Here is a 12,036-nt window from a genome sequence, read left to right as displayed (position 1 = left end):
GCGTTACCGGTGCGCGGGGAAGGTGATATGGTTGTGTGCGCAACTATATGGGCGTGCGTGACGATGCCGCGGACGGCCCGTGCCGTGCGCGCCGCGCGCACCCGCAACCGGAGTTCCCCCATGCAACGTGTACCGAACCAGCCGTTCACGCGTCCCGCCCGCTTCTCCGAGGCCGAATGGCAGGCGCGCGTGCAGCTCGCGGCCGCCTACCGCATCTTCGACCACCTCGGCTGGACCGAGCTGATCTACAACCATATCTCGCTGCGCGTGCCGGGCGAGGACGGGCATTTCCTGATCAATCCGTTCGGGCTCCATTATCGCGAGGTGTGCGCATCGAACCTCGTGAAGATCGACATCGACGGCAACGTGATCGGGCATTCCGACTGGCCGATCAATCCGGCCGGCTTCACGTTCCACAGCGCGATCCATGCGGCGCTGCCCGATGCGCATTGCGTGATGCACGTGCACACGACGCCGACGATGGCCGTGTGCTGCTCGCGCGACGGGCTGTCGTTTTCCAATTTCTATTCGGCGCAGCTGTACGGGAAGATCGCGTATCACGACTTCGAGGGCATCACCGTGCATCTGGAGGAGGGCCGGCGCATCGTCGAGAGCGCGGGCGGGCGGCCCGTGCTGCTGTTGCGCAACCACGGACCGGTGACGATCGGCGCGACGCTCGCGCAGACGTTCTCGCTGATGTGGCTGCTCAACCGCGCGTGCGAGGTGCAGGTCGCGACGCATGCGATCGGCGGCCCGCTGCCGATCGCGCCGCCCGTGCTCGAGGGGTGCGTGCGCGATTCGCTGAATTTCGATCCGAAGCACGGCGCGGGGCAGGATGCGTTCGACGCGCTGCAGCGTATCGTCGATCGGATCGATCCCGGCTATCGCGCGTGACTCGACCTGGCGCGGCTGCCGGCGGCGCATGCAAAAAAAAACGCGGCCGGGTGGCCGCGTGAATACTCGCAGACTCCTTCGGACGAAGGAAACAAGCAACTGTGAGACGAAGTGTAGCGAAAGGCCACGCGCGGATTCAGCCGTCGGGTTGCAAAGGTCCGTTCCAGGTTGACGCAGACTGACGCGACGCTGCCGGTCGCGGCGCGGTGACGATTCGCTGCCTGGCCGTTCGGCGGACTCCCGCAACGGCGGCGATCGACTACCATCCTATCTGGCGCCCCCGTCCGGGCGGCGTACAACGTCGTACAAGGAGAGTCCATGCTCAAGCTGCGTTTGCTCCAGGTCGCGTTACTCGCGGGCGTGCTGGCCGCCGGCAGCGCCGCTGCCGAAACGGTGCGCCTGTCCGCCAGTCTCCAGCCGTCGAGCGAAGTCCCGCCCACGGCGACCAAGGGTTCGGGCAAGGTCGACGCCACGTACGACACGGCCACCCATACGCTGCAGTGGACGGTCACTTACGAACACCTCACGGGGCCGGCCACCGCCGCGCATTTCCACGGGCCCGCGCCGGTCGGCCAGAATGCGGGCGTGCAGGTGCCGATCCCGAAGGACGAGCTGGCGAGCCCGATCAAGGGTTCGAAGGAACTCACCGACGCGCAGGTTACCGACCTGATGGGCGGCAAGTGGTACTTCAACGTCCATACGAAGGAGCACCCGGCCGGCGAGATCCGCGGCCAGGTGATGCCGGCGAACTGAGCGCCGGCGTTTGATATAGAGGCACCTGTCGAGCGGGGCGGGAACGTTCGCACGTACCATCGTCACACTGCGATGACGGAGTGCATTCGATGAGTTGGCAAAGCAAGCTCGCCTGCTGGCTGCTGCGCTGGCAGTTTCGTCCCGAGACCACGCGCGAGGTGCTCGACCCCGCGCGTGCGCGGCGCTTTACCGATCTGCGGATGATCGTGCCGCGCCGCGCGCCGTCGGGCTACCGGCTGCGCCAGTGCCATGGCGCGGGCGATGCGCCGCTGCGCGGCGAGTGGCTCGAGCGCACCGACGCGAGCGCGGGGCGCGGGCCCGGCCGCACGCTGCTGTACTTCCACGGCGGCGGTTATTACTTCTGTTCGACGAGAACGCACCGGCCGCTGGTGTTCGGCCTGACGAAGCGTGCGGGTGTGCGCTCGTTCTCGCTCGACTACCGGCTCGCGCCCGAAAACCGTTTCCCGGCCGCGCTCGACGATGCGCTCGCGGCCTACCGGCAACTGCTGGCGCTCGGCACGCCGCCCGAGTCGATCGTGCTCGGCGGCGATTCGGCGGGCGGCGGCCTCGCGCTCGCGACGCTCGTCGCGCTGCGCGATCGCGGCGAACCGTTGCCGGCCGGCGCGATCCTGTTCTCGCCGTGGACCGATCTCGCGGCCACCGGCGCGACGCTGCGCACCAACGACGGCGCCGATCCGATGTTTGCCGGCTCGGCGCTGCCGAAGGCCGCGAAGCTGTACCTCGGCGACACGCCGGCAACGCATCCGTACGCATCGCCGCTCTACGCGGATTTCACGGGCCTGCCGCCGCTGTATATCCAGGTCGGCAGCACCGAGGTGCTGCTCGACGATTCGCGCCGCGTTGCCGAGCAGGCGAAGGCGGCCGGCGTGGCGGTGGAGATCGAGGTGTGGGCCGACATGCCGCACGTGTGGCAGCTGTACGCGCCGATGATGCCGGAAGCGCGCGACGCGCTCGACCGCGCGGCCGCGTTCCTGCGCCGCGTCGCGGTCGAACGCGCGGTTCAGCGCGTCGGCGAGGCGTCGATCGCCTGATAGGCGGCCTTGACGGCCGCCGCGCCGTACTTGCGCTCGAGCCGGCGCACGGTGAAATGGCCGTGCGCCATCTGCTGGAAGTGGTCGATGAACAGCGTATTGACGGTCGCCCCCAGCACGGCGCCGATCGCCGGGATCGACTTCGCGGCCATCTGCTCGGTCACCTGCACCGAGAAGCGCGACGCGACCGTCTGCACGAGCTTGAACACGGCCGCCGAGCTGTGCGCGGCGATGCCTTTCGTCGTGATGTCCGACGACGCCTTCGAGATCGCTTGCGCAAGCGCGCCGCGCAGCACGAAATAACCGAGATCGGCGTCCTCTTCCTGCTTGTCCGGGTTGCCGCCCATGCCGAGCACGGCCAGGCATTGCAGCTGCGTATCGACCGACGTCAGGTCCTCGCCTTCGCTGCGCGCGATGTCGCATACCGAGCGGAAGATCAGCGTGGTCGTCACCGGCAGCTCGACCGGCAGCGCGAGAAAGCCGAACGCACCGCCCGCCGCACCGGTCGTCGCGACCGCGAGCTTGTGCAGCAGGTTGCTCGGCTTGTCGGGCTCGGCGTCCGGCGCCGGCGGCTTGCCGAGCGTGCGCAGCGCGATGTTCAGGCACTTGCGCAGCGCGAGCTGCGTCGCGTCGTTGATCTTGCCGGTCGCGAAATCCGGCAGCCGCGCGATCATTTTCTCGACCGGCGCGCCGAGCATCCCGGTCAGCTTCATCGTCAGCGACGGGCTTTCCAGTACCTGCTTCGCGCGCCCCAGCGCGTCCCGATCCTCCGGCGACAGCGTCGTCGCGGGGTTGATTGAAATCGGTTCCATTTCTCTCCTTGGCGTGAACAGGCCCCAAACCGTCGCCAGCCTAGATTACTCCGGCATGCTAGAATTTTGAGATTGTTTGACTCGTCAAAAGTTGCATCAACAAAAAAATGGCCGTCCATACTGCCGCCCACCACTCGAGCGGGCAAGTCCTGCCGTTCCGCGAATCGCTGCTGGCGATGATCGGCATCTCGTTCGTCACCATGCTGGTCGCGCTCGACCAGACGGTCGTCGGCACCGCGCTGCCGACCATCGTCGCCGAACTCAGGGGCTTCGACCTGTACGCGTGGGTCGCGACCTCGTATCTCCTCAGTTCCGTGATCACCGTGCCGATCTTCGGCCGGCTCGGCGACTATTACGGCCGCAAGCCGTTCGTGATCGTGTCGATCGTCGTGTTCACCGGCGCGTCGGTGCTGTGCGGGATGGCCAACGACATGCTGTACCTCGTGCTCGCGCGCGGCCTGCAGGGAATCGGCGGCGGGATGCTGGTCGGTACCGCGTTCGCGTGCATCCCCGACCTGTTCCCCGATTCCGTCGTGCGGCTGCGCTGGCAGGTGCTGATGAGCTCCGCGTTCGGCATCGCGAACGCGGTCGGCCCGTCGCTCGGCGGCGTGCTGACCCAGTCGTTCGGCTGGCGCTCGGTGTTCTACGTGAACCTGCCGGTCGGCCTGCTGTCGCTGTTCTTCGTGTGGCGCTACCTGCCGCACTTGCGCCACGTCGTGCACGATCGCAAGATGCGGCTCGACTGGCCGGGCGCGCTGCTGATCGCGCTGTCGCTCGGCGCGCTGCAGCTGTTCGTCGAATGGCTGCCGAAGTACGGCGTCGCGAGCTGGGCGTCGCTGCTGCTCGTCGTCGCGGTCGCGGCCGGCGTCGGCCTGTGGCACTGGGAGAAGCGCTGCGCACAGCCCATTTTGCCGTTCGACATGTTCGGCAACCGCGCGCTGTCCGCGCTGTTCGTGCTCGCGATCCTCGCCGGCTTCTCGATGTTCTCGCTGCTGTTCTACGCGCCGCTGCTGTTCCAGGGCGGTTTCGGGATGTCGCCGAAGGAAGCCGGGCTCGTGATCACGCCGCTCGTCGTGTTCATCACGATCGGCAGCATCATGAACGGACGCGTCGTCACGCGCATCCGCCATCCGAACGCGATGCTGCACGTCGGCTTCGTGCTGTTCGCGATCGCGTGCGCGGGCATCGTCGTCTCGACGCACACGACGCCGGCCTGGATGCTGATGGCGCTGATGGTCGCGGGCGGCATCGGGCTCGGTTTCGTGCTGCCGAACCTCACCGTATTCGCGCAGCAGGCAGCCGGACGCGAGCACCTCGGGATCGCGACGGCGCTGCTGCAATCGCTGCGGATGGTCGGCGGGATGCTCGGCACCGCGCTGACGGGCACGCTCGTCAACCAGATGTATTCGAGCGGCGTGCGCGACGCGCTGTCGGCCGATCACGCGATGCAGTGGCATGCACAGCTTGCCGATCCGCAGATCCTGATCGATCGCGCGGCACAGGGCGGTCTCGTCGCGGCGCTCACGCGCGCCGGGCATAATGGCGCGCTGCTGCTGGAAGCGGCCCGCGAATCGCTGGTCGGCGCGATCCACCTGGGCGTCGCGATGGCGGCCGTCGTGGCCATGGTGTCGGTGTGGCAGTGCCGCCGCGTGCCGCCGATCGCGTTGCGGCGCAAGATCGAGCCGCACGTCGCGGCCGATTGACCGATCGGGCGATTCAACGATTCAACGATTCAACGATTTACCGGAACGACATCAGCGCATGGAAGAACAGGACCGCGTCGCGATCTTGCAGCAATTCGGACGCACGTATCGCGCGTTCATGACCGCGTTCGAAGCGCACGTCGGGCAGCCGATGCCGCGCTGGCGCATCATGGTCGCGCTGCACACGATGGGCGGGCATTCGTCGCAGAAGAAGCTCGTCGAAGTGCTGCGCATCGATCCGGGCGCGCTCACGCGCCAGTTGAAGTCGCTCGATGCGCTCGGCTGGATCGAGCGCGAATCCGATGCGCGCGACAACCGCGTGACCAACGTGACGCTGACGGACGAAGGCCGCGCGGCGTTCGACGCGTGCCTGCCGCGCCGCAAGGCGTTCATCGAACAGACGATGGCGCAGTTGCCGGACGACGTGCTCAATGCGCTGTCGGGTGCGCTCGCGATGCTGGAGGCGCGGATCGCGGACGTCGGCTCGACGCCGGCCGCGCGCTGACGCGCGGGGCAGGGCGGCACGCCGGCGCCGCCGGCCGCCGCTTCATGTCATCCCGATCCGCTTCGGGCTTACAGCTCGATGCGCGTGCCGAGCAGCGCGAGGAATTGCGCGAGCCAGGCCGGATGCGCGGGCCACGCAGGCGCGGTGACGAACGGCGCGTCGGTCACGGCCGCGTCGACCGGAATATCCGCGTATTCGCCGCCCGCGAGCTTCACCTCGGGGGCGCAGGCCGGGTACGCCGAAATGCGTTTGCCGCGGATCACGTCGGCGGCCGCCAGCAACTGTGCCGCATGGCAGATCGCGGCGATCGGCTTGCCGGCTTCGGCGAACGCGCGCACGAGCGCAATCACCTTCGGATCGAGTCGCAGGTATTCGGGCGCGCGGCCGCCCGCGATCGCGAGCGCGTCGTAGCGCGCCGCATCGACGTCGTCGAACGCGGCATTCAGCGTGAACTGGTGGCCGGGTTTCTCGGTGTAGGTCTGGTCGCCTTCGAAGTCGTGGATCGCGGTCTTGATCTTGTCGCCCGCGCGCTTGCCCGGACACACGGCATCGACATGGTGGCCGACGGCCTGCAGTGCCTGGAACGGCACCATCGTTTCGTAGTCTTCGGCGAAATCGCCGGTCAGGAACAGGATCTTCTTCGCGGCCATGGCTTTCTCCCGTAAAGCAGCGTTGAAGGCCCGTTCGCGCCGTGCGCGACGGGCCCCGAGGACGAAAGCGCAGTGTACTCCGGCGGATTGAAGCGCGCGTGACGGCCGCCCCGCGCGAGCGGCGGGGCGGTGCGCGCAATGGACGTCAGAAGAACGTTTCGACGACTTCCGTCACGCGGAACTGCGGATCGAGCACGAGCACCTGGCGCCACTTGTCGAACGTCAGGCACGGGTGCGAGATGTCGAACGCGACCATGTCACCGACTTTCACGTCCGCGCCCGGCGGGATCTGCAGGTACGCGTGCTGGTCCATCATCCCGGTCACGGCCCAGCCTTCGGTCGCCGCGACGTCGCGCGGCGCGGTGTCGCGGCCCGGACGGAAGTGGCGCGCCGGCTCGGGCAGGCCCGCGTCGAACGCCGCGTCGCGCTTGCCGAGCGCGACGATCGCCCGATCGGCCTCCGGCACCGACTGCACGTACGCCCACAGCTGCAATGCCGGCAGCAGCCCCTCGCCCATCGAGCGCGCGATCGGGTTGCGCGCGAACACGTCGGTCTGCGCCTTCTTGTAGATGCCGACGTCGTGCGTCAGGTAGCAGCCCGGTCGCAGCACGACTTCCGCGAAGCCCGCATCCGACGCCTTCCTGAACTCTTCCGCGACCACGTCGTACCACGCCGAGCCGGCGCCGGACAGGATCGCCGGCGTGCGCGCGAAGCGGCCTGCCTCGGCGAGCACGCGCGTGAGCGCGACGGCTTCCTGCAGGAACGTGCGGATCTCGCCTTCCTCTTTCAGCACGCCTTCATAGAGTTCGATGCCGGCCAGCTTCAGCGTGTCCGGATAGCGCGCGATCGCGGCCAGCACGGCCTCGCGCTGCGCGGCATCGCGCACGCCCGCGCGGCCGCCCGGCACGCCGAGCTCGATCAGCACGTTCAGCGGTTTCTTCGCGTCGCCGAAGAAGCGGCCGAGCTGGTCGACGCTTTCCGCGGAGTCGACGAGACAGAAGAATTCGAAATCGGGATCCGACAGCAGCCCGGCGATGATCGTCATGTTCTGGCGGCCGACCAGCTGGTTCGCGAGCAGCACGCGCCGCACGCCGCCGTGATACGCGGCCTGGGTCTGGTGCGCGGTCGCGAGCGTGATGCCCCACGCGCCGGCGTCGAGCTGGCGGCGGAACAGTTGCGGCGCCATCGTCGTCTTGCCGTGCGGCGCGAACTTGACGCCGTATTTCCGGACGAACGCCTGCATCCAGTTCAGGTTGTGTTCGACGCGATCCTCGTAAAGCACGGCGGCCGGCAGGCTGACGTCTTCCGCGAGCAGGTTCCACTCGAGGCGGCCTGCGTCGTCGAGCGGCACGCTCGCGCTCGGCACGTTGCCGAGCCCCTTGCCCAACGGATTGATTGTCGGTTCCTGATAGTTTGTAACTTTCATGTCATCCCGCTCCATCATCACTATGCATTGCACTGAAGTTGACACGCAGATGGTACAGAAAGTAGCATCTGCGCGGTGATGTTATTTAGTAACATCGAGCTTCACACCCTTATCCGCAGATGAATACGCCCGCCTCCCCGTCCGCTCCGCTCGCGGCCGAGCTTCATCCGGCTCCGGCCGCCCCGCCGGTCCTCGACATCGTCGCGCGGATCGCCGAATGCGCGCCCGAGCTGCGCGAAGCCGAGCGCAAGGTCGCCGCGTTCATCCTCGCCGATCTGGCGCGCGCCGCGCATGCGAGCATCGGCGCGCTCGCGCGCGACGCGGAGGTCAGCGTCGCGACGGTCACGCGTTTCGCGAAGGCCGTCGGCTGCCGCGACGTGCGCGAACTGAAGGTGCTCGTCGCACAGGCGGCGGCCGTCGGCCAGCGCTTCCTGGTGCCGTCCGGCGACGCGCCGGCCGACGACACGAGCCCCGCGTCGATGGTCTACGACGAGATTCGCGTGGCGCTCGCGCACAACCACCAGCTGCTGCGCAACACGTCGTTCGACGCGGCGGCCGACCTGCTCGCCGGCGCGAAGATGACCTACGTGTACGGGCAGGGCGGCGGCTCGACCGCGCTCGCCGACGAGCTGCGCTTCCGGCTCGTGCGCTTCGGCCGGCCGGTCGCGAGCTACCAGGACAGCGTGCTGCAGCGAATGGTGGCCGCGACGCTGTCGCGCGACACCGTGGTCGTCGCGCTGTCGGTGAGCGGGCGCGTGCCCGAGCTGCTCGAGAGCTGCCGGCTCGCGAAGCGCTACGGCGCGAAGCTGATCGCGATCACCGCGCCGGCGTCGCCGCTCGCGAAGCTCGCCGACCACCTGATCCCGGTCGTCGCATTCGAAACCGATTTCATCTACAAGCCTTCGACGTCGCGCTACGCGATGATGATGGCGATCGACGTGCTCGTGACCGGCGTCGCATTGCGGCTCGGCGATGCGGGCCGGGAATCGCTGCGCCGCATCAAGCACGCGCTCGATGCGCACCGCGGCGGCGGAGACCGTCAACCGGTAGGAGACTGACCATGCATTCGCATCCCGAAGCCGCCGATACGCTGATCGTCGGCGCGCAACTGTACGACGGCACCGGCGCGCCGCCCGTCACGCGCGACGTCGCGATCCGCAACGGCCTGATCGCCGCGATCGGCAACCTGTCGAACTGGCTGGCCGAGAACGTCGTGGAGGCGAACGGTCGCGCGCTCGCGCCGGGCTTCGTCGACGTGCACACGCACGACGACACGCACGTGATCCGCGCGCCGGAGATGATCCCGAAGATCTCGCAGGGCGTGACGACCGTGATCGTCGGCAACTGCGGGATCAGCGCGTCGCCCGTGACGCTCGCGGGCGATCCGCCCGACCCGATGAACCTGCTCGGCGAGCGCGGCGCGTTCCGGTACCCGACCTTCGCCGCCTACGTCGCGGCCGTGAACGAGGCGCGCCCGGCCGTGAACGTCGCGGCGCTCGTCGGTCATACGGCGCTGCGCAACAACCAGATGGACCGTCTCGACCGCGCGGCGACCGACGGCGAGATCGCCGGGATGCGCGCGCAGCTCGAGGAGGCGCTCGCGAACGGCGCGCTCGGCCTGTCGTCGGGCCTCGCGTACGGTTCCGCGTTCGCGGCGCCGGCCGAGGAAGTGATGGCGCTCGCCGAGCCGCTCGCGAAGGCCGGCGCGCTGTATACGACGCACATGCGCACCGAATTCGACGCGATCCTCGACGCGATGGACGAGGCGTATCGCGTCGGCCGCCATGCGCAGGTGCCGGTCGTGATCTCGCACCTGAAGTGCGCGGGCCCGTCGAACTGGGGGCGCAGCACCGAAGTGCTCGCGTCGCTCGAGGGCGCGCGCCGCTACCAGCCGGTCGGCTGCGACTGCTATCCGTACAGCCGCAGCTCGTCGACGCTCGACCTGAAGCAGGTGACGGGCGATATCGACATCACGATCACGTGGTCGGAGCCGCACCCGGAAGTCGCGGGCAAGCTGCTCAAGGCGATCGCGGCCGACTGGGGCGTGACCGAGCAGGAAGCCGCGCAGCGCATCCGCCCGGCCGGCGCCGTGTACCACAACATGTCCGAGGACGACGTGCGCCGGATCCTGTCGCACCCCGCGACGATGGTCGGCTCGGACGGGCTGCCGAACGATCCGCTGCCGCATCCGCGGCTGTGGGGCGCGTTCCCGCGCGTGCTCGGCCATTACGTGCGCGACACGAACCTGCTGCCGCTCGAGGAGGCGATCCGCAAGATGACGTCGCTGTCCGCGCGCCGCTACGGGATCGCGAAGCGCGGCGAGGTGCATGTCGGCTACCACGCCGATCTCGTGCTGTTCGACCCGGCGCGCGTGATCGACGCCGCGACGTTCGAGAAGCCGCAGCAGCCCGCGCACGGGATCGATGCCGTGTGGGTGAACGGCGTGCTGACTCACGAAAACGGCCAGCCGACCGGCGAGCGCGCCGGCGGGTTCGTCGCGCGCGGCGAGCGCGTGGCGGCGAGTGCCGACGCCGCGTTCTGAGCGCGGCGGCCGTTCCGATCTTCCGCGCGTGCCGCAGCCGGCGCGCGCATCCGCAACCGAGATGTGAGGAGTGAAACGATGAAGCGATATGGCGTGGGCGAAGCGAAGGGGACCGGCGGCCAGGTGATGCCGTTCGCGCGTGCGGTCGAGGCCGACGGCTGGCTGTATGTGTCCGGCCAGACGCCGATGGTGAACGGCGAGGTCGTCGAGGGCGGCATCGTCACGCAGTCGAAGCAGACGATCGAGAACGTGATCGCGATCCTGAAGGAAGCCGGCTACGGCCTCGAGCACGTCGTGCGCTGCGGCGTGTGGCTCGACGACGCGCGCGATTTCGCGTCGTTCAACAAGGTGTTCGTGTCGTACTTCGGCGAGCATCCGCCGGCACGCGCGTGCGTGCAGTCGAGCATGGTCATCGACTGCAAGGTCGAGGTCGACTGCATCGCGTACAAGGCGCCGGCGAAGTAACGCGGCCGCGCTTTTCCGCGCACGGTAAACAGCCCGGTCGGTGGAAGCCGACCGGGCTGTCTCGTCTGGCGCCCGCCGCGGGCCGTCCTTACTGCCGCGCCGTGCGCGCGTTGTCCGGCATCGGCTGGTTGTAGTTGGTGCGGAACGGGTTGATGTCGAGCCCGCCGCGCCGCGTATAGCGCGCGTACACCGCGAGCTTCACCGGTTTGCACGCGTGCATGATGTCGAGGAAGATCCGCTCGACGCACTGCTCGTGAAAGCCCGTGTGATTGCGGAACGAGATGATGTAGCGCAGCAGGCCCGCGTGGTCGATCTGCGGCCCGACGTAGTGGATCTGCACGCTGCCCCAGTCGGGCTGGCCCGTGACCGGGCAGTTCGAGCGCAGCAGGTCGGACACGAGCGTCTCCTCGACCGGCGCTTCGTCCTCGGCGGCCGACAGCAGCGACGGATCGGGTTCGTAGATGTCGGTGTCGAGGTCGAGGCGGTCGAGCGACAGCCCGTCTAGCTCGTCCATCTCGAGCTTGCCGAAATCGTGCGCCGACACCAGCTGCACCGACACGGTCGCGCCGCACGCGGCCGATACGTCGCGCTTCAGCACGTCGCGCACCGCTTCGATCGAGTCGAATTTCGACTGCGCGAACGAGCCGAGATACAGCTTGAACGACTTCGATTCGACGATGTTCGGCGATTCGGCCGGCACGTAGAACGTCGCGACCGCGACCTGCGGCTTGCCGCGCGCGTTGAGCCACGACAGCTCGTACGCGTTCCAGATGTCGGTGCCGAAGAACGGCAGCGCCGACGTGATGCCGAGCTGCTCGCGCGCGCCGGCGCGCGGGATCGGGAACAGCAGCGACGCGTCGTACTGCGCCGCGTAGACGGTGGCCTTGCCGAGCGGGGAATGTTCGGGGTTCATCGTGTGACGCCTTTACGACAGGAAGAGGCGGTAAGCCGGGTTGGCGCTCTCTTCGACATACGGATAGCCGAGTGCCGCGAGGAAGCGTTCGAATTCGGCGCGATCGGCCTGCGGCACCTGCAGCCCGACGAGGATCGAGCTGTAGTCCGCGCCCTGGTTGCGGTAGTGGAACAGGCTGATGTTCCAGTCCGGCGCCATCGACGACAGGAACTTCATCAGCGCGCCCGGCCGCTCGGGGAATTCGAAGCGGAACAGGCGTTCGTCGAGCGCGAGCGGCGAGCGGCCGCCGACCATGTAGCGGATGTGTTCCTTCGACAGTTC

Annotated in this window: 12 protein-coding genes and 1 pseudogene; 8 read left to right on the top strand and 5 right to left on the bottom strand. The window is 68.3% G+C overall.

Annotated elements, in window-relative coordinates:
• Positions 1–120: 120 nt before the first annotated feature.
• From AC0KUR_RS36140 to AC0KUR_RS36130, 3 genes are all read left to right on the top strand, one after another.
• Positions 121–894 (top strand): class II aldolase/adducin family protein, encoded by a 774-nt coding sequence (locus AC0KUR_RS36140; RefSeq protein ID WP_301742336.1) that lies wholly within the window; start codon positions 121–123, stop codon positions 892–894.
• Positions 895–1,212: 318 nt separating this feature from the next.
• Positions 1,213–1,647, top strand: coding sequence for a CHRD domain-containing protein (locus AC0KUR_RS36135; protein ID WP_034189585.1), 435 nt, complete (start codon positions 1,213–1,215; stop codon positions 1,645–1,647).
• Positions 1,648–1,736: 89 nt separating this feature from the next.
• Positions 1,737–2,699: an alpha/beta hydrolase gene (locus tag AC0KUR_RS36130; RefSeq protein ID WP_473377248.1), complete on the top strand. Its 963-nt coding sequence runs from the start codon at positions 1,737–1,739 to the stop codon at positions 2,697–2,699.
• Here the strand turns inward: AC0KUR_RS36130 and AC0KUR_RS36125 are convergent.
• Complete coding sequence (locus tag AC0KUR_RS36125; RefSeq protein WP_034189583.1) at positions 2,669–3,511, bottom strand: EcsC family protein; 843 nt, start codon at positions 3,509–3,511, stop codon at positions 2,669–2,671. The genes AC0KUR_RS36130 and AC0KUR_RS36125 overlap by 31 nt on opposite strands.
• A gap of 107 nt (positions 3,512–3,618) precedes the next feature.
• Here AC0KUR_RS36125 and AC0KUR_RS36120 point away from each other — a divergent pair, with 107 nt between their 5' ends.
• Both AC0KUR_RS36120 and AC0KUR_RS36115 read left to right on the top strand, forming a co-directional pair.
• Positions 3,619–5,214, top strand: a complete 1,596-nt coding sequence (locus AC0KUR_RS36120; protein ID WP_473377247.1) for an MDR family MFS transporter — start codon at positions 3,619–3,621, stop codon at positions 5,212–5,214.
• 58 nt (positions 5,215–5,272) lie between these two features.
• Positions 5,273–5,719 (top strand): MarR family winged helix-turn-helix transcriptional regulator, encoded by a 447-nt coding sequence (locus AC0KUR_RS36115; RefSeq protein ID WP_049030230.1) that lies wholly within the window; start codon positions 5,273–5,275, stop codon positions 5,717–5,719.
• A 68-nt stretch (positions 5,720–5,787) separates the two neighbouring features.
• Here the strand turns inward: AC0KUR_RS36115 and AC0KUR_RS36110 are convergent, their stop codons facing one another.
• A complete protein-coding gene (locus AC0KUR_RS36110) occupies positions 5,788–6,369 on the bottom strand; it encodes a DJ-1/PfpI family protein (RefSeq protein ID WP_034189580.1) in 582 nt (193 codons plus the stop codon).
• Between the two features lie 145 nt (positions 6,370–6,514).
• Positions 6,515–7,795, bottom strand: a complete 1,281-nt coding sequence (locus tag AC0KUR_RS36105; protein ID WP_034189579.1) for an amino acid deaminase — start codon at positions 7,793–7,795, stop codon at positions 6,515–6,517.
• Between the two features lie 119 nt (positions 7,796–7,914).
• Here AC0KUR_RS36105 and AC0KUR_RS36100 point away from each other — a divergent pair, with 119 nt between their 5' ends.
• The 3 genes from AC0KUR_RS36100 to AC0KUR_RS36090 all read left to right on the top strand — a co-directional run bounded on the left by AC0KUR_RS36100 (position 7,915) and on the right by AC0KUR_RS36090 (position 10,802).
• Positions 7,915–8,853, top strand: coding sequence for a MurR/RpiR family transcriptional regulator (locus tag AC0KUR_RS36100; RefSeq protein WP_034189578.1), 939 nt, complete (start codon positions 7,915–7,917; stop codon positions 8,851–8,853).
• A gap of 2 nt (positions 8,854–8,855) precedes the next feature.
• Positions 8,856–10,337, top strand: coding sequence for an N-acyl-D-amino-acid deacylase family protein (locus tag AC0KUR_RS36095; RefSeq protein ID WP_200086404.1), 1,482 nt, complete (start codon positions 8,856–8,858; stop codon positions 10,335–10,337).
• Positions 10,338–10,415: 78 nt separating this feature from the next.
• On the top strand, positions 10,416–10,802 hold the full coding sequence (locus tag AC0KUR_RS36090) for a RidA family protein (RefSeq protein ID WP_006751946.1): 387 nt from the start codon (positions 10,416–10,418) through the stop codon (positions 10,800–10,802).
• An 88-nt stretch (positions 10,803–10,890) separates the two neighbouring features.
• Here the strand turns inward: AC0KUR_RS36090 and queF are convergent, their stop codons facing one another.
• Both queF and AC0KUR_RS36080 read right to left on the bottom strand, forming a co-directional pair.
• Positions 10,891–11,715, bottom strand: a complete 825-nt coding sequence (gene queF / locus AC0KUR_RS36085; protein ID WP_034189576.1) for an NADPH-dependent 7-cyano-7-deazaguanine reductase QueF — start codon at positions 11,713–11,715, stop codon at positions 10,891–10,893.
• Positions 11,716–11,727: 12 nt separating this feature from the next.
• Positions 11,728–12,036, bottom strand: a pseudogene (locus AC0KUR_RS36080) (threonine ammonia-lyase, biosynthetic); the annotation flags it as partial.

Source organism: Burkholderia sp. YHN3-13 (assembly GCF_055810675.1).
The sequence above is the reverse complement of the archived record's forward strand: the minus strand, read 5'-3'. Positions and strand labels throughout refer to the sequence as shown.

What these genes read in the sequence shown, in the direction of transcription:
- AC0KUR_RS36140 (WP_301742336.1), top strand. Translation starts at nt 121, where the DNA reads ATGCAACGTGTACCGAACCAGCCGTTCACGCGTCCCGCCCGCTTCTCC.
- AC0KUR_RS36135 (WP_034189585.1), top strand. Translation starts at nt 1,213, where the DNA reads ATGCTCAAGCTGCGTTTGCTCCAGGTCGCGTTACTCGCGGGCGTGCTG.
- AC0KUR_RS36130 (WP_473377248.1), top strand. Translation starts at nt 1,737, where the DNA reads ATGAGTTGGCAAAGCAAGCTCGCCTGCTGGCTGCTGCGCTGGCAGTTT.
- AC0KUR_RS36125 (WP_034189583.1), bottom strand. Translation starts at nt 3,511, where the DNA reads ATGGAACCGATTTCAATCAACCCCGCGACGACGCTGTCGCCGGAGGAT.
- AC0KUR_RS36120 (WP_473377247.1), top strand. Translation starts at nt 3,619, where the DNA reads ATGGCCGTCCATACTGCCGCCCACCACTCGAGCGGGCAAGTCCTGCCG.
- AC0KUR_RS36115 (WP_049030230.1), top strand. Translation starts at nt 5,273, where the DNA reads ATGGAAGAACAGGACCGCGTCGCGATCTTGCAGCAATTCGGACGCACG.
- AC0KUR_RS36110 (WP_034189580.1), bottom strand. Translation starts at nt 6,369, where the DNA reads ATGGCCGCGAAGAAGATCCTGTTCCTGACCGGCGATTTCGCCGAAGAC.
- AC0KUR_RS36105 (WP_034189579.1), bottom strand. Translation starts at nt 7,795, where the DNA reads ATGAAAGTTACAAACTATCAGGAACCGACAATCAATCCGTTGGGCAAG.
- AC0KUR_RS36100 (WP_034189578.1), top strand. Translation starts at nt 7,915, where the DNA reads ATGAATACGCCCGCCTCCCCGTCCGCTCCGCTCGCGGCCGAGCTTCAT.
- AC0KUR_RS36095 (WP_200086404.1), top strand. Translation starts at nt 8,856, where the DNA reads ATGCATTCGCATCCCGAAGCCGCCGATACGCTGATCGTCGGCGCGCAA.
- AC0KUR_RS36090 (WP_006751946.1), top strand. Translation starts at nt 10,416, where the DNA reads ATGAAGCGATATGGCGTGGGCGAAGCGAAGGGGACCGGCGGCCAGGTG.
- queF (WP_034189576.1), bottom strand. Translation starts at nt 11,715, where the DNA reads ATGAACCCCGAACATTCCCCGCTCGGCAAGGCCACCGTCTACGCGGCG.